The organism is Massiliimicrobium timonense (assembly GCF_042850985.1).
GTDB lineage: Bacteria > Bacillota_I > Bacilli_A > Erysipelotrichales > Coprobacillaceae > Allocoprobacillus.
This window is the reverse complement of the sequence record NZ_AP031415.1, coordinates 2,203,825-2,218,418: the sequence shown is the minus strand read 5'-3', so window position 1 is coordinate 2,218,418 and position 14,594 is coordinate 2,203,825. Positions and strand designations below refer to the sequence as shown.

At 33.3% G+C, this 14,594-nt stretch carries 28 protein-coding genes; 27 read left to right on the top strand and 1 reads right to left on the bottom strand.

Going from position 1 to position 14,594, the window contains the following annotated elements; translation table 11 throughout:
- The first annotated feature begins 1 nt into the window (after position 1).
- The 26 genes from rpsS (at position 2) to ACGHJ8_RS11530 (ending at position 12,104) form a co-directional block, all read left to right on the top strand.
- The gene (gene rpsS, locus ACGHJ8_RS11655) at positions 2 to 280 is read left to right on the top strand and encodes a 30S ribosomal protein S19 (protein WP_087245354.1); all 279 of its coding nucleotides are present in this window, start codon (positions 2 to 4) and stop codon (positions 278 to 280) included.
- Positions 281 to 300: 20 nt separating this feature from the next.
- Positions 301 to 633 carry a 50S ribosomal protein L22 gene (gene rplV / locus ACGHJ8_RS11650; protein ID WP_087245356.1) on the top strand — a complete coding sequence of 111 codons (333 nt, stop codon included), beginning with the start codon at positions 301 to 303 and terminating at the stop codon, positions 631 to 633.
- Positions 634 to 644: 11 nt separating this feature from the next.
- Positions 645 to 1,298 (top strand): 30S ribosomal protein S3, encoded by a 654-nt coding sequence (rpsC, locus tag ACGHJ8_RS11645; RefSeq protein WP_390540483.1) that lies wholly within the window; start codon positions 645 to 647, stop codon positions 1,296 to 1,298.
- Positions 1,299 to 1,300: 2 nt separating this feature from the next.
- Entirely contained in the window at positions 1,301 to 1,711 is a 411-nt protein-coding gene (rplP, locus tag ACGHJ8_RS11640) for a 50S ribosomal protein L16 (RefSeq protein ID WP_087245360.1), read from the top strand.
- 2 nt (positions 1,712 to 1,713) lie between these two features.
- Positions 1,714 to 1,908, top strand: a complete 195-nt coding sequence (gene rpmC, locus ACGHJ8_RS11635) for a 50S ribosomal protein L29 (protein WP_087245362.1) — start codon at positions 1,714 to 1,716, stop codon at positions 1,906 to 1,908.
- Between the two features lie 12 nt (positions 1,909 to 1,920).
- Entirely contained in the window at positions 1,921 to 2,181 is a 261-nt protein-coding gene (gene rpsQ, locus ACGHJ8_RS11630) for a 30S ribosomal protein S17 (RefSeq protein WP_087357959.1), read from the top strand.
- A gap of 29 nt (positions 2,182 to 2,210) precedes the next feature.
- Complete coding sequence (gene rplN, locus ACGHJ8_RS11625; protein ID WP_087357960.1) at positions 2,211 to 2,579, top strand: 50S ribosomal protein L14; 369 nt, start codon at positions 2,211 to 2,213, stop codon at positions 2,577 to 2,579.
- A gap of 14 nt (positions 2,580 to 2,593) precedes the next feature.
- Positions 2,594 to 2,926, top strand: coding sequence for a 50S ribosomal protein L24 (gene rplX, locus ACGHJ8_RS11620; RefSeq protein WP_390540480.1), 333 nt, complete (start codon positions 2,594 to 2,596; stop codon positions 2,924 to 2,926).
- A gap of 15 nt (positions 2,927 to 2,941) precedes the next feature.
- Positions 2,942 to 3,484 carry a 50S ribosomal protein L5 gene (gene rplE / locus ACGHJ8_RS11615; protein ID WP_239386244.1) on the top strand — a complete coding sequence of 181 codons (543 nt, stop codon included), beginning with the start codon at positions 2,942 to 2,944 and terminating at the stop codon, positions 3,482 to 3,484.
- Between the two features lie 14 nt (positions 3,485 to 3,498).
- Positions 3,499 to 3,684 carry a type Z 30S ribosomal protein S14 gene (locus ACGHJ8_RS11610; RefSeq protein WP_066447586.1) on the top strand — a complete coding sequence of 62 codons (186 nt, stop codon included), beginning with the start codon at positions 3,499 to 3,501 and terminating at the stop codon, positions 3,682 to 3,684.
- Positions 3,685 to 3,717: 33 nt separating this feature from the next.
- Positions 3,718 to 4,107: a 30S ribosomal protein S8 gene (rpsH, locus tag ACGHJ8_RS11605; RefSeq protein ID WP_087357962.1), complete on the top strand. Its 390-nt coding sequence runs from the start codon at positions 3,718 to 3,720 to the stop codon at positions 4,105 to 4,107.
- Positions 4,108 to 4,135: 28 nt separating this feature from the next.
- Positions 4,136 to 4,681 (top strand): 50S ribosomal protein L6, encoded by a 546-nt coding sequence (gene rplF / locus ACGHJ8_RS11600; protein ID WP_087357963.1) that lies wholly within the window; start codon positions 4,136 to 4,138, stop codon positions 4,679 to 4,681.
- Positions 4,682 to 4,709: 28 nt separating this feature from the next.
- Positions 4,710 to 5,066: a 50S ribosomal protein L18 gene (gene rplR, locus ACGHJ8_RS11595; protein ID WP_087357964.1), complete on the top strand. Its 357-nt coding sequence runs from the start codon at positions 4,710 to 4,712 to the stop codon at positions 5,064 to 5,066.
- Positions 5,067 to 5,080: 14 nt separating this feature from the next.
- The gene (gene rpsE, locus ACGHJ8_RS11590) at positions 5,081 to 5,644 is read left to right on the top strand and encodes a 30S ribosomal protein S5 (RefSeq protein ID WP_087357965.1); all 564 of its coding nucleotides are present in this window, start codon (positions 5,081 to 5,083) and stop codon (positions 5,642 to 5,644) included.
- Between the two features lie 14 nt (positions 5,645 to 5,658).
- A complete protein-coding gene (rpmD, locus tag ACGHJ8_RS11585) occupies positions 5,659 to 5,850 on the top strand; it encodes a 50S ribosomal protein L30 (protein ID WP_087357966.1) in 192 nt (63 codons plus the stop codon).
- Positions 5,851 to 5,861: 11 nt separating this feature from the next.
- Positions 5,862 to 6,302 (top strand): 50S ribosomal protein L15, encoded by a 441-nt coding sequence (rplO, locus tag ACGHJ8_RS11580; protein ID WP_087357967.1) that lies wholly within the window; start codon positions 5,862 to 5,864, stop codon positions 6,300 to 6,302.
- 1 nt (position 6,303) lies between these two features.
- Positions 6,304 to 7,605 carry a preprotein translocase subunit SecY gene (gene secY, locus ACGHJ8_RS11575; protein ID WP_390540475.1) on the top strand — a complete coding sequence of 434 codons (1,302 nt, stop codon included), beginning with the start codon at positions 6,304 to 6,306 and terminating at the stop codon, positions 7,603 to 7,605.
- Positions 7,606 to 7,628: 23 nt separating this feature from the next.
- Positions 7,629 to 8,276, top strand: a complete 648-nt coding sequence (locus ACGHJ8_RS11570) for an adenylate kinase (protein WP_087357969.1) — start codon at positions 7,629 to 7,631, stop codon at positions 8,274 to 8,276.
- On the top strand, positions 8,276 to 9,022 hold the full coding sequence (map, locus tag ACGHJ8_RS11565) for a type I methionyl aminopeptidase (protein ID WP_211963195.1): 747 nt from the start codon (positions 8,276 to 8,278) through the stop codon (positions 9,020 to 9,022). The genes ACGHJ8_RS11570 and map overlap by 1 nt, the downstream gene beginning before the upstream one ends.
- 16 nt (positions 9,023 to 9,038) lie before the next feature.
- On the top strand, positions 9,039 to 9,260 hold the full coding sequence (gene infA / locus ACGHJ8_RS11560) for a translation initiation factor IF-1 (RefSeq protein WP_087357971.1): 222 nt from the start codon (positions 9,039 to 9,041) through the stop codon (positions 9,258 to 9,260).
- A 30-nt stretch (positions 9,261 to 9,290) separates the two neighbouring features.
- Positions 9,291 to 9,404 (top strand): 50S ribosomal protein L36, encoded by a 114-nt coding sequence (rpmJ, locus tag ACGHJ8_RS11555; RefSeq protein WP_006505646.1) that lies wholly within the window; start codon positions 9,291 to 9,293, stop codon positions 9,402 to 9,404.
- Between the two features lie 14 nt (positions 9,405 to 9,418).
- Positions 9,419 to 9,784 (top strand): 30S ribosomal protein S13, encoded by a 366-nt coding sequence (gene rpsM, locus ACGHJ8_RS11550; RefSeq protein ID WP_087245394.1) that lies wholly within the window; start codon positions 9,419 to 9,421, stop codon positions 9,782 to 9,784.
- 14 nt (positions 9,785 to 9,798) lie between these two features.
- Positions 9,799 to 10,188 carry a 30S ribosomal protein S11 gene (rpsK, locus tag ACGHJ8_RS11545; RefSeq protein ID WP_087245396.1) on the top strand — a complete coding sequence of 130 codons (390 nt, stop codon included), beginning with the start codon at positions 9,799 to 9,801 and terminating at the stop codon, positions 10,186 to 10,188.
- 41 nt (positions 10,189 to 10,229) lie between these two features.
- Positions 10,230 to 11,174 (top strand): DNA-directed RNA polymerase subunit alpha, encoded by a 945-nt coding sequence (locus tag ACGHJ8_RS11540; RefSeq protein WP_087357972.1) that lies wholly within the window; start codon positions 10,230 to 10,232, stop codon positions 11,172 to 11,174.
- A 35-nt stretch (positions 11,175 to 11,209) separates the two neighbouring features.
- Positions 11,210 to 11,572 carry a 50S ribosomal protein L17 gene (rplQ, locus tag ACGHJ8_RS11535; RefSeq protein ID WP_087357973.1) on the top strand — a complete coding sequence of 121 codons (363 nt, stop codon included), beginning with the start codon at positions 11,210 to 11,212 and terminating at the stop codon, positions 11,570 to 11,572.
- Between the two features lie 160 nt (positions 11,573 to 11,732).
- Entirely contained in the window at positions 11,733 to 12,104 is a 372-nt protein-coding gene (locus ACGHJ8_RS11530) for a hypothetical protein (RefSeq protein ID WP_211963199.1), read from the top strand.
- Positions 12,105 to 12,171: 67 nt separating this feature from the next.
- Here the strand turns inward: ACGHJ8_RS11530 and ACGHJ8_RS11525 are convergent, their stop codons facing one another.
- Entirely contained in the window at positions 12,172 to 13,527 is a 1,356-nt protein-coding gene (locus ACGHJ8_RS11525; RefSeq protein ID WP_143746932.1) for an ISL3 family transposase, read from the bottom strand.
- Between the two features lie 208 nt (positions 13,528 to 13,735).
- Here ACGHJ8_RS11525 and ACGHJ8_RS11520 point away from each other — a divergent pair, with 208 nt between their 5' ends.
- Positions 13,736 to 14,533 (top strand): MurR/RpiR family transcriptional regulator, encoded by a 798-nt coding sequence (locus tag ACGHJ8_RS11520; protein WP_390540470.1) that lies wholly within the window; start codon positions 13,736 to 13,738, stop codon positions 14,531 to 14,533.
- The last annotated feature ends 61 nt before the right edge of the window (positions 14,534 to 14,594 follow it).

Sequence of the window (14,594 nt, the reverse complement as noted above, 5' to 3'; positions counted from 1 at the left end):
TATGGCAAGAAGTTTGAAAAAAGGTCCATTCGTGGATGAACACTTAATGAAAAAAGTTGAAGCATTAAATGCTGCAAACAAAAAAGAAGTCATTAAAACATGGTCAAGACGTTCTACAATCTTCCCACAATTTATTGAACATACGTTCGCAGTTTATAACGGAAGAGAACACATCCCAGTATATGTTACTGAAGATATGGTTGGACATAAATTAGGAGAATTTGCTCCTACAAGAACTTATCATGGTCATGATGCTGATGATAAAAAATCTGGTAAATAGAAAGAGAGGAGAAAATAAACATGGAAGCAAGAGCTCAAGCTAAAATGATTCGTGTTTCACCTCAAAAAGCAAGATTAGTTGTTGACTTGGTAAGAGGGAAGCAAGTAAAAGAAGCACTTGGAATTTTAGAATTCGTTAATAAAAGTGCAACTCCTGCAATCATTAAAGTCGTTAAATCTGCTGCACAAAACGCTGTATTCAATGAAGGTGCAGAAGAAGATAAATTATACATCAAAGAAATTTATGTAGACGAAGGTCCTACATTAAAAAGATTCCGTGCAAGAGCAAAAGGAAGCGGAACTCAAATTTTAAAAAGAACAAGCCACATCACTTGTGTGGTTGCTGAAAGATAGGAGGGCAAAGTATGGGTCAAAAAGTAAGTCCAGTAGGATTACGTGTTGGCATTAACCGCAATTGGAATTCAAGATGGTATGCTAATGATAAAGACTTTGCTTCATTATTACACGAAGATATCAAAATTCGTGAATTCTTATATGCAAAGTTAAAAGGCGCTTATGTCGCTAATATTGAAATTGAAAGATCTAAAAATCGTGTAAGCATCTATGTTCATACATCTCGTCCTGGTGTAGTTATCGGAAAAGATGGTGAAGCTGTTGATGCATTAAGAAAAGAAGTTGCAAAAATGGTTAACGGTAAACAAGTGTTTATCAATATCGTTGAAATTAAAAATCCAGATGTTGTTGCTCAACTTGTAGCAAACAAGATTGCTGAACAATTAGAAAACCGTGCTTCATTTAGAACAGTTCAAAAAAGAGCTATTCAAGCTGCTATGAGAGCTGGTGCTAAAGGAATCAAAACAGCTGTTTCAGGACGTTTAGGTGGTGCTGATATGGCAAGAACTGAAGGTTATTCTGAAGGTGTTGTACCTCTTCATACATTAAGAGCTGACATTGATTATGCGACTGCTGAAGCTGACACAACTTATGGAAAATTAGGAGTAAAAGTTTGGATTTGTAAGGGAGAAATTCTTCCTGCAAAGAAGAAAGGGGATAAATAATCATGTTGATGCCTAAGAGAACTAAATATAGAAGACCTCATAGAATCAAATATGAAGGTAAAGCTAAAGGTGGAACTCAAGTTTCTTTTGGTGAATATGGATTACAAGCTCAAGAAGGTGCTTGGATTACTTCAAGACAAATCGAAGCAGCTCGTATTGCTATGAACCGTTATATGAAACGTGGTGGGCAAGTTTGGATTAGAATCTTCCCTCATTTAGCTAAAACAAAGAAACCTCTTGAAGTCCGTATGGGTTCAGGTAAAGGTGCTCCAGAAGAATGGGTAGCAGTTGTAAAAACAGGTCGCGTTATGTTCGAAGTTGCTGGTGTAGAAGAAGAAGTTGCAAGAGAAGCATTAAGACTTGCATCTCACAAATTACCAGTGAAATGTAAGATTATTGGAAGAGGTGAGTAATTGTGACAGTTCAAGATATTAGAAATACAGAAACTCAAGAATTACTTAACAAAGTAGAAGAGTACAAAAAAGAATTATTTGGATTAAGATTCCAACAGGCAACAGGACAATTAGAAAATACTGCTCGTATTAGAACAGTTAGAAAAAATATCGCAAGAATTAAAACAATTATTAGAGAAAGAGAATTAAACAAATAGAAGGAGTAGACTATGGAAAGAAATAATCGTAAGGTTTACACTGGAACAGTTGTTTCTACAAAAATGGATAAAACAATTACTGTTTTAGTTGAAACTCATGTTAAACACAAAAAATACGGAAAACGTGTTAAATCTTCTAAAAAGTTTAAGGCTCATGATGAAGAAAACATTGCTAGAGATGGAGACGTTGTAAAAATCATGGCAACTCGTCCATTATCAGCAACTAAACGTTTCCGTTTAGTAGAAGTTGTAAAAAAAGCAGAAATTATTTAATGAATAGAATCTGAAAGGAGGTCACTTGAATGATCCAAAATGAAAGCAGATTAAAAGTTGCTGACAATACAGGAGCAAAAGAAGTACTAGTAATCAGAAACCTTGGTGGTTCAAATAGAAAATTTAGTAACATCGGTGATATAGTCGTAGCGACAGTGAAACAAGCGACTCCAGGTGGTACAGTTAAAAAAGGTGAAGTTGTAAAAGCTGTTATCGTAAGAACAAAATATGGTGTTAACCGTGAAAATGGTTCATATATTAAATTTGATGATAATGCTTGTGTTATTATCAAAGATGATAATTCACCTAGAGGAACTCGTATCTTTGGACCGGTAGCAAGAGAGTTAAGAGATGCTGATTTTATGAAAATCGTATCATTAGCTCCTGAGGTATTATAGGAGGAAACGAGAAGATGAAATTACGTGTAGGTGATACAGTTCAAGTTATCGCTGGTAGCGATAAAGGGAAAACTGGAGAAATTATTCAAATTCTAAGAAAAGAAGATAGAGTGATTGTTGAAGGTGTGAACATGGTAACAAAACACATTAAACCTTCACAAGCCGATCCAGAAGGTGGTATTGTAACAAGAGAAGCACCTATTCATGTTTCTAATGTTGCATATTATGATACAAAAGCAAAACAAGCTGTTAAAATTGGTTATGCTTTTGATGAAGAGGGTAAAAAATACCGTATTAATAAAAAAACAGGTAAAGCCTTAGATAAAACTACAAAGAAGAAAAAGTAATCGGAAGGAGGTTAAATAATGAACCGACTAAAGGAACGTTATGAAAATGAAATCGTTAAGTCATTAATGACTAAATTTAACTATAGTTCTGTAATGCAAGTTCCAGCTATGGAAAAAATCGTTATCAACATTGGTGTTGGTGATGCAGTTAGCAACTCTAAATTATTAGATGAAGCTGTTGAAGAATTAACTTTAATTTCAGGACAAAAACCAGTGATTACTAGAGCTAAAAAATCAATTGCTGGATTTAAATTACGTGAAGGAATGCCAATTGGTTGTAAAGTTACTTTACGTGGAGAAAGAATGTATGAATTCTTAGATAAATTAATTAGTATTTCTTTACCTCGTGTAAGAGATTTTAGAGGTGTACCAAAGAATTCTTTTGATGGGAGAGGAAATTATACTTTAGGTGTTAAAGAACAATTAATTTTCCCAGAAATCAATTTTGATAAAGTAAACAAAATCAGAGGAATGGATATTGTATTCGTAACAACTGCTAAAACTGATGAAGAAGGTCATGAATTATTAGCACAATTAGGAATGCCATTCCATAAATAAGGAGGACTTAATTAATGGCTAAAACATCAATGAAAGTTAAACAACAACGTCCTCAAAAATACAAAGTTCGTGAATATACAAGATGCGAACGTTGTGGACGTCCACATGCAGTAATTAGAAAATTTAAATTATGCCGTATTTGCTTCAGAGAATTAGCTTACAAAGGTGAAATTCCTGGTGTTAAAAAAGCAAGTTGGTAATCAAATCATCCAAATGGAAGGAGGACATTTCAAATGACAGATCCAATTGCAGATATGTTAACAAGAATTCGTAATGCGAATCAACAACGTCATGAAGAAGTTATGATTCCTGCATCAAAATTAAAAGTGCAATTAGCTGAAATTTTGAAAAACGAAGGATTTATTAAAGGATATAAAGTTGAGGGTGAAGGTGTCATCAAAAACATTGTCATCACTTTAAAATATAAAGGAAATGATAGAGTCATCACTGGATTAAAGAGAGTATCTAAACCAGGACTTCGTCAGTACGCTAAAGTAAATGAAATTCCTAAAGTATTAAATGGTTTAGGAATCGTTGTATTATCTACTTCTCAAGGATTAATGACTGATAAAGAAGCAAGAGCTAAACAAATCGGTGGAGAAGTATTAGCATATATCTGGTAATAAAATAAGAAAACAGGAGGTGTAACTGATGTCTCGTGTAGGTAATAAGATTATCAATGTACCTGAAGGTGTAAAAGTTGAAATCGCTGATGATAATACTGTTACAGTTACAGGTGCAAAAGGGACTTTAGTCAGACAATTTTCTCCATTAATTAATATTAATATGGATGAAAATGTTATTACAGTAAGCAGAACAAGTGAACAAAAACATGTAAAACAATTACACGGAACAACAAGAGCATTACTTGCTAATATGATCGAAGGTGTACACAACGGTTATAAAAAAGAGCTTGAAGTTGTTGGTATTGGATACCGTGCTCAAATGCAAGGTAATAAATTAGTATTAAATGTTGGATTTTCTCATCCAGTAGAAGTTGAAGGTGAAGAAGGAGTTAAAATTGAAACTCCATCTCAGACATCAATTATTGTATCAGGAATCTCTAAAGAAAGAGTTGGAGAAATTGCAGCAAGAATTAGAGCTGTGAAAAAACCTGAACCTTACAAAGGAAAAGGTATTAAATACGTTGATGAAAGAATTATTAGAAAAGAAGGTAAAACTGCTGGTAAGAAGTAGTTGATGAAATAAGGAAGGAGCTAAAATCATGGCTAAATCTATGTCAAGAAACGATTTACGTAAAAAACGTCATGCGAGAGTTCGTAGAAAAATCAGTGGAACTCCTGAATGTCCTCGTTTAAATGTATTCCGTTCAAGCTCTCATATCCACGCACAAATTATTGATGATGTTAATGGTGTAACATTAGTTGCAGCATCATCAGTAGATATGAAATTAGCAAACGGTGGAAATATTGAAGCTGCAACTCAAGTTGGTACTGAAATTGCAAAGAGAGCTATTGCCAAAAATATTGAAAATGTAGTATTTGATCGTGGTGGATATATTTATCATGGTCGTGTGAAAGCACTAGCTGAAGCTGCTAGAGAAGCTGGATTAAAATTCTAATAGGAGGTTAAAGAATGGAACAACGTAAACCAAGAGAAAATGGACCAAGAAGAAATGGACCAAGAAGAAATGGACCAAGAAGAAATGGACCAAGAGTTGAAAAAGAATTCGAAGAACGTGTTGTCACAATTAACCGTGTAACTAAAGTTGTTAAAGGGGGACGTAAATTCCGCTTTGCTGCATTAGTTGTTATCGGTGATAAAAAAGGTCGCGTTGGATTTGGAACAGGTAAAGCTAACGAAGTACCTGATGCTATTAGAAAAGCATCTGAAGCAGCTAAAAGAAATGTTATTAATGTACCAATTATTCATGGAACAATTCCTCATGAAATTAATGGTATGTATGGATCAGGAAATGTATTCTTAAGACCTGCATCTGAAGGTACTGGAATCATTGCTGGTGGTCCAGTTCGTGCGGTTGTTGAATTAGCTGGATATTCAGATATTATTTCTAAATCAATTGGTTCTAGAACTCCAATCAACATGGTTCGTGCAACAGTTGAAGGTTTAAAATTATTAAAAACAGTACAACAAGTTGCTGAATTAAGAGATAAAAAAGTAGAAGAAATTTACGGATAGGAGGAGCGTAAGAAATGGCAGAAAATAATAAAGTTATCATTACGCTTGTAAAAAGTCCAATTGGTGCAAAAAAGAATCAAAAGGATACTCTTAAAGCGTTAGGTTTAACAAAAATGCATAAATCAGTTGAAAAAGTTAACAACGAATTTATTCAAGGTATGATTAATACTGTTAGCCACCTTGTTAAAGTTGAAGAAAGTAAGTAGGAGGTGTAAAAATGAAATTACACGAATTACAATATACTGAAGGAGCACGTAGAAATAGAAAACGTGTTGGACGTGGAACGAGTTCAGGACATGGTAAAACTTCTGGTAGAGGTCAAAAAGGTGCTGGAGCAAGAAGTGGTGGAGGAAAGAAACCTGGATTTGAAGGGGGACAAACACCATTATTCATGCGTTTACCTAAACGTGGTTTCACAAACTTCAATAGAGTTGAATATGCTATTGTCAATGTAGAAGACTTAAATAAATTTGAAGCTGGAAGTGTCGTAGATATGGAAGCTTTAAAAGCATGTGGACTTGTGAAAAAAGAATTAGATGGTTTAAAAGTTTTAGGTAATGGAAAATTAGAAGTTGCTTTAACAGTTAAAGCAAAGAAATTCTCAAAGTCAGCCATTGCTGCAATTGAAGCCGCAGGTGGAAAAACTGAGGTGATCTAGGATGTTAAACTTTTTTAAGAATGTTTTTAAAAAAGGTGAATTACGTCGTAGAATTATATTTACACTTGGTATGTTGTTTGTATTCCGTTTAGGTGCCGCTATTACAATTCCATCAATTAACGCTGATGCAATTACTGCTTCAGCAGCTAATAGTGGTATCTTAGGAATTATGAACATGTTAGGTGGGGGAATGCTGGAAAGATTTTCTATTTTTTCATTAGGGATTTCTCCATATATTACAGCATCCATTATTATTGAATTGTTATCAATGGATGTTATCCCAGTATTAGCTCAATGGCAAAAAGAAGGAAATACTGGAAAAAAGAAAAAGGATCGTGTTACTCGATATGTAACTCTTGTTTTAGCAGCAATCCAGGGTGGATCATTGACATACGCTTTTGATAAAATGTATGGAATTCTTGATTCATCATCATTGTTGAATTATGCATATGTAGTTGTTGTTATGATGGCAGGAAGTATGTTAGCGATGTGGATTGGCGATCAAATTACTCAAAAAGGTGTTGGTAATGGAACTTCATTACTTATCTTTACGGGGATTGTTGCCAATTTACCAGCAAACTTTATTACAACATTCAATAACTTAGTTTCTTTTTCTGAAGGAACACAAACTATAGTTTTTGGAATTTTATGGTATGCATTATTTGTTATTGTATATCTTGCAATTGTTATCTTTGTTGTTTTCAATGAAGGTGCAGTTAGAAAAATTCCAATTATGTATGCAACAAATTCTAATCCAACAATGCGAACAAAAGATACAACACATATGCCTATTAAAATTAATAGTTCTGGAGTGTTACCAGTTATCTTTGCTTCATCAGTTTTAGCTGCTCCTAGAACAATCATTAGTTTTATGGAGTCAAATGATGTAACGCAGATGATTGATACAATCTTAAATTATCAAGAACCTTTTGGTTTTTGCCTATATTTAGTAATGATTGTTTTGTTTGCTTTCTTCTATTCTAATTTGCAAATTGATGCACATAAGATTAGTGAGGATTTGAAGAAAAATGGTGGTTCTATTCCAGGAGTAAGAACTGGAAAAGATACCGAACATTTTATCAGTACAGTTTTAAATAGAGTTACTGTCGTTGGATCAATTTTCTTAGTGATTGTTGCGGCAATTCCTATTATGACACCAGTCATCTGGTCACAAACTTCTAATGCTTCATTAACATTAGGAGGAACTGGTTTAATTATCATCACAGGGGTTGCATTAGAAACAACAAGACAAATTAAAACTTTAATTACTCGTAAAGAGTATCATGGATATATAAGAAAATAGTATAATAAAAGGGGTGTAGAAAAATGAACATTATTTTAATGGGGCCTCCTGGTGCTGGTAAAGGGACTCAAGCTGAAAGACTTGTTAATAAATACGGCTTAACACAAATATCAACTGGCGATTTATTTAGAAAGGCTTTGCGTGAACAAACAAAATTTGGTGTTATCGCTAAATATTTCATGCAATTTGGGCACCTTGTACCAGACGATTATACGATTGAAATGGTAAGGGAATATTTAAAAGAAAATACTTTTGAAAATGGATTTATTTTAGATGGTTTCCCTCGAACAATAGTTCAAGCAAGAGAGCTTGAAAGTATTGCGAAAGAATTTGATTTTACAATTGATGCAATTATTAACTTAGATATTCCTGTTGAAAAATTGATTACAAGATTATCTGGAAGAAGAACTTGCAAAAATTGTGGAGCAACATTCCATGTTGAGTTTAATCCACCTAAAGTTGAAGGCATTTGTGATAAATGTGGTGGAGCTTTATATCAAAGAGAAGATGAAAGCGAAGAAGCAGTCAAGATTAGACTTGATACTTATAACAAACAAACAAGACCTTTAATTGATTATTATACAATGAAAGGTTCAATCATTAATATTAATGGTGACCAACCAATGGAAGACGTCTTTAAGGACATTGAAAAAAGCTTGGAGGGTAAATAATGATTGTCACAAAAGACCAAAGAGAAATTGAATTAATGCGTGAAGCTGGTCGCATTGTGGCACTTGTTCACAGTCAATTAAAAGAATTTATTAAACCGGGTATAACGACTGCTCAAATTAATAAATTTTGTGAAAAGGTCATACGTGATGCTGGTGCAACACCATCATTTCTCAATCTTTATGGTTTTCCAGGAGCTGTTTGTACTTCAATTAATGAAGTTGTTGTTCATGGAATTCCGAGTCAAAGAAAATTAAAAGATGGTGATATTATTTCAGTGGATGTTGGTGCTTGTTATAAGGGTTATCATGGTGATAGTGCATGGACATATGCAGTAGGCCAAGTTAGTGATGAAGCTGCTCATTTAATGAAAGTGACAGAAGAATCACTTTATGCAGGTTTATCTCAAGTGAAACCTGGCAATCGTTTATCCGATATATCTCATGCTGTACAAACATATCTAGAAAGTCATGGGTGTTCTACGCCAAGAGATTATACAGGTCATGGTATTGGAACAAAGGTTCATGAAGATCCTTCAGTTCCTAATTATGGAGCACCTGGTAAAGGACCTAGATTAAAAGAGGGAATGACTCTTGCAATAGAGCCAATGGCACATTTAGGAAGATGTGAAACAAATGTGTTAGATGATGATTGGACTGTTGTAACGAGAGATGGCTCTCTTGCAGCTCACTATGAACATACTATTGTCATTACAAGTGATGGGTATGAGATTTTGACAAAACTTTAAAAGGGAGTTATAATCAATGGCAAAAAAAGATGACGTTATTGAAGTAGAAGCAACTGTTCTTGAAACATTACCAAATGCAATGTTTAAAGTAGAGTTGCAAAATGGAGCGGTTATTCTGGCTCACGTTTCTGGTAAAATCCGTATGAATTACATTCGCATTTTACCGGGGGATAAAGTAACCGTAGAGATTTCTCCATATGATTTAACACGTGGGCGAATCACATTTAGACATAAGTAGAAAATCTTCCCAAAGGAGGTAAAGATTAAGATGAAAGTAAGACCATCTGTAAAACCAATATGCGATAAATGCAGAGTAATTAAACGTAAGGGTAGAGTAATGGTAATCTGTGAAAACCCAAAACATAAACAAAGACAAGGTTAATAGGAGGAGAAACAATGGCTCGTATAGCAGGTGTTGATATCCCACGTGATAAACGTGTGGTAGTTTCTTTAACTTATATTTATGGTATCGGTTTATCTACAGCTCAAAAAATTTGTGCTGCAACTGGCATCAGTGAAGATGTAAGAGTTAAAGACTTAACAGAAGAAGAAGAAGGAAAATTAAGAAAAGAAGTAGAAAATTATAAAGTTGAAGGAGACCTTCGTAGAGAAGTTGCATTAAATATTAAACGTTTAATGGAAATTGGATGCTATAGAGGAATCCGTCATCGTAAAGGACTTCCAGTACGTGGACAAAAAACAAAAACAAATGCTCGTACTCGTAAAGGTAAAGCTCGTCCAATTGCTGGTAAGAAAAAATAGGAGGTTGAACGAAAATGGCAAGAAACAATACTCGTGGTAAAAGACGTGTTAAAAAGAATATAGCAAAAGGTGTCGCACATGTACATTCAACTTTCAATAACACAATTGTTACTGTAACTGATGAACATGGGAATGTAATCACTTGGTCAAGTGCTGGTGCACTTGGTTTCAAAGGATCAAGAAAATCTACTCCATATGCTGCTCAAATGGCTGCTGAAGCTGCTGCAAAAGCATCAATGGATCATGGTATGAAAACTGTTGACGTCTGTGTTAAAGGACCTGGACCAGGACGTGAAGCTGCAGTTAGAGCTTTACAAGCTGCTGGATTAGAAGTTACTTCAATTAATGATGTGACACCAATTCCACATAATGGTTGTCGTCCACCAAAACGTCCTCGTGGATAATGAAGTTAAAAAGTAGTTATTTCTAAGTGAGGAGGGAAATAATGCAAAAGTTTGAAAAAGCAAATTTTAATGTCGCAGAATATGATGAAACAGATTTCTATGGTAAGTTTGTAATTGAACCACTTGAAAGAGGGTTTGGGACAACTTTAGGAAATGCATTACGTAGAGTTTTGTTGTCATCTATTCCTGGATGTGCAGTACATGCAATTAAAGTTCAGGGAGCAATCCATGAATTTTCTGCAGTTGATGGTGTCGTTGAAGATGTCACTTCAATTATCTTAAACATTAAAAAATTGGTTTTTGCAATTGATGGTGATGATGATGTAACGATGGTTATTGATGTTAAGGGACCAGCTGTTGTTACTGGTGCTGATATTCAATGCCCATCTAATGTGACTATGATTTCAAATGATATGGAAATTGCACATGTTGCAGAAGGAGCACATTTCTATATGGAAATGTATGCTCATAAAGATCGTGGTTACATGAGTGCTGATCAAAATAAGAAAATGATTAATACAATTGGTGTTATTGCAACAGATTCTATTTATTCACCAGTTGTGAAAGTTGCTTATGATGTTGAGCCAACTCGTGTAGGTCAAAGTGCAAAATATGATCAACTGACTTTAGAAGTCACTACTGACGGTTCTATTCAGCCACATGAAGCTTTAGCGTTAGCTGCTAAAATTTTAGTGGAACACTTAAATATGTTTGTTGAGTTAACTGATATGGCAATGAACATGGAAGTTATGAGTGAAACTGAAGAAGATACAAGTAATAAAGTATTAGATATGACTATTGAAGAATTAGACTTATCTGTACGTTCATATAATTGCTTAAAAAGAGCTGGTATTCAAACAGTTCAAGAACTCGCTTCTAAGAGTGAAGACGATATGATTAAAGTAAGAAACTTAGGTAAGAAATCTCTTAAAGAGGTTAAAGAAAAATTAATCGAATTAGGTTTAGGATTTAAACAAGTTGATTAATGATAGACGAAAAATATTGGAAGGAGCACTAATTTATGGCACACAATAGAAAATTAGGGCGTGTATCATCTCATAGAAAAGCAATGTTACGTAACTTAGCTACAGATGTTATCATGTATGGAAAAATTGAAACAACAGTGACTAGAGCTAAAGAAGTTCGTTCAATCGTTGATGAATTGATTACTTTAGGTAAACGTGGAGATTTACATGCAAGAAGACAAGCAGCACAAGTATTACAAGATGTTGTTGATCCTGCTACTGGTAAGACAGCTGTTCAAAAATTATTTGATGAAGTTGCACCAAAATATGCAGATAAAAATGGTGGATACACTCGTGTTTTAAAAACATATAATCGTAAAGGTGATAATGCACCAATGGCAATTATTGGTTTATTCTAAAAGGTGATGATAATTCATCCCTTTTTCTTTTATTTTATTAACAAAAAGAGCATTTTTTATTTCATTATTTGTTAATAGCGTTATCAAATGCTTTACTTATATAGATATTTCTATTTTTACATTTTATAATGAAGTCGTCAAATAAAGGAGGACAAATATTATGAAAGCAAATAGAAATGAAATTAATGAAAAAGCTAAAGAAGCTTATCAAAAAATTTTTCATGAGGAACCTCAAAAGAAGAACCTGAATAAAGAACAAGATGTTGTATTGAATATAAATGATTTAGAAAATGAAGTAGAGGAAATGAAAGAAAAAGAGGAAAAAAGAATTTCATCATTACATCTTTTAAGAAAACAAATTGATGAGAAAGCAAAGAAAAGATTGAATCAGCACTTTGTAGAAAATCATAAAGATCCTTTAGAACATCAATCAATGGATACAGAAACAATGTATCAGCAAATGAAAGAACAAGAATGTCAGTTATTAGAAGAGGTTGCAATGATGAAAGAAAAACAATTGAACTCAAAGTAGAAAAGCACATCATTTGGGCTCTGTGTCAAGAGTGGAGGGGAAGTAACTGAATCAGTTACTTCCTTTTTTAAATAATGTCATACTTAAAACCAAGATGCAGAAGTATTCTTTTTCTTAGGTTTTGAAAATATCTATAGCCATAGGCATTACGCTTGACTAGTTTCACCTTATTATTCATGCTTTCAATGAATCCATTATTGAAGCATGTTTTTATTTTTTTGTTTTTTCTCGTGTAGTATGTTGTATATGTCAATGATCTTAGTATTGGCATGAACCAGTTTTTCCTGAAGTTTTTAGCAGTAGTCATATAATAATGATTTTCTGTCTTGAAAATATGATCAAGCCAATCATTTAATGCTTTCTTATAATCATTGTGTGGCTCATTAAGTATTTTCAGGAAATCCTGATAAATGTCATAGTTGATTTTTAGCTCTTCACACGATTCAAGTTCAAGAATTGCTTCAACTAGCTGCTTGTTTGTCATGTGTTTTTTAAAGTATGGATAATACCACGCTTTCTTTTCATTAAGTCTATTTTTATATTGGTCAAAAAGATGAAGATTTCTTTTGATAAGTTTTGATAGAGAATCATCTTTAAGATTTTTACAACAATTGATTCTTGCTTGAACCATGTTTTCTCTTACAATTCTTGTATAATGAAATCTATCAGCAATGATCTGAGCCTGAGGAAAAAGAGAATGCATGATTGAGTGGAAAGCACCTGAGAGATCCATGACGATGATTTTGACTTTCTTTCGTTCATCGTAAGGAAATCTCATGAAATAGTTTTTTAGATAAGAAGCACGTCTATCTGCAATGATATCAATAGTTTTTCCAGTAATGGGATTAGTTATATGAAAAGCAAAAGTGCCTTCATCAACTGTTGCCCTAAATTCATCAATGGAGATCGTAGAAGGAAGATGATAGAATCTTAGAGGAATGTCTATATGATGATAAAATAATCTATAGACAGTGCTTTTGGAAAGACCATGAGATCTAGCAAGTACAGCCATTGCAGTATTTTCTCTAAAGCCAAAAAGACAGGTTTGGGCAGCGATGGTAGTCAGCTTAGAATGAGGGAATCTAAAAGGGATGTTATCCTTGAAATATTTATGGCAATGCTTGCATTTGTACCTTCTATAAGTGACCTCGAGTATGGTCTTTAAATGCCCATTTGAAGTATGGGTAAGAAAAATTTTTCTGATGCCTTTAGAATCATGACGATCAATGCAACCGCAATGAGGACAAGGTTTGCTCATTGAAGAAGATACGATATTAACATATTTAATAATGGAACCATTAGGTTTACGTTCGTATCTGAAACAGGAATCAGAATCAGGATAAGGCATAGGAAAAAACATACCATTCATTGAATTTAATTCTAGCGATTTTAAGATATCATTGGTATAATTGGGATTGGACATAGAAAATAACTCCTTTCATTTTGTTTGTGGTGAACTAATTGTAAAACGAGTTATCGACTATGTCTATTATTATATAAAAAAACTGGAAGATGAAGTTTTGAATATTACTTCCCCTCCAGTTTTAGTATAGAGCCATCATTTGATGTGTTTTTATTTTGCATATTATACATCTTTCGTTTATAATTAGTAGTTAAAAAGAGGTGATCATATGCTTATACATAAAATAGAAAAAACTCATTTTTCACCAAGTGAAACAGTCATTATTGATTATATCTTACAAAAAGGTTTAGAAATAAAAGACATGACTATTTCTCAAATTGCCCAACAAACATATACATCTGCTCCTTTATTCGTACGAATTGCTAAAAAACTAGGATATGATGGATGGAATGAGTTGAAAGAAGCTTATCTTAAAGAATTAGAATATTTATATTTAAATCAGCAGGTGGATGCCAATATTCCTTTTGTTATTAATGATGATATAATGACTATTGCTAATAATTTATGTATTTTAGAAAGAGAAACAATTCAAGATACTTATTCATTGTTAAGACATGATGATTTACAAAAAGCGATGAGATTGTTGCGTGACTGTCAAGTCATTGATGTATATGGTCGTAAACAAAATATTGATATTGCTCGTTCTTTTCAAAGTCGTATGTACATTTTAAAGCAACATGTTCAATTATGTTCCTTGAGCGATGAATTAGATTCAACATATTTATTAAGTGACCATAATCATTGTGCTATCATCGTTTCTTATTCAGGACATGCTCCATGCATTCAACGTCTTATACAAACCTTAAAAAAGAAAGGAACAGCTATCATTGCGATTACGAATATTGAAGAAAACTATTTATCACAGATGGCTGATGTAACATTAAAAATGTCTTCACGAGAATTGATTTATACTAAAATTGCTGATTATGCAAGTAGCCTATCTTTGAAATATTTATTTGATTTGTTATATAGCTGTTTTTTTCTATCCATTATAAGCAAAATTTAGATAGCTGTATAAAAATTGCTATGGAATTAGATGAAATGCAACATGAAGAATTTATGTGATA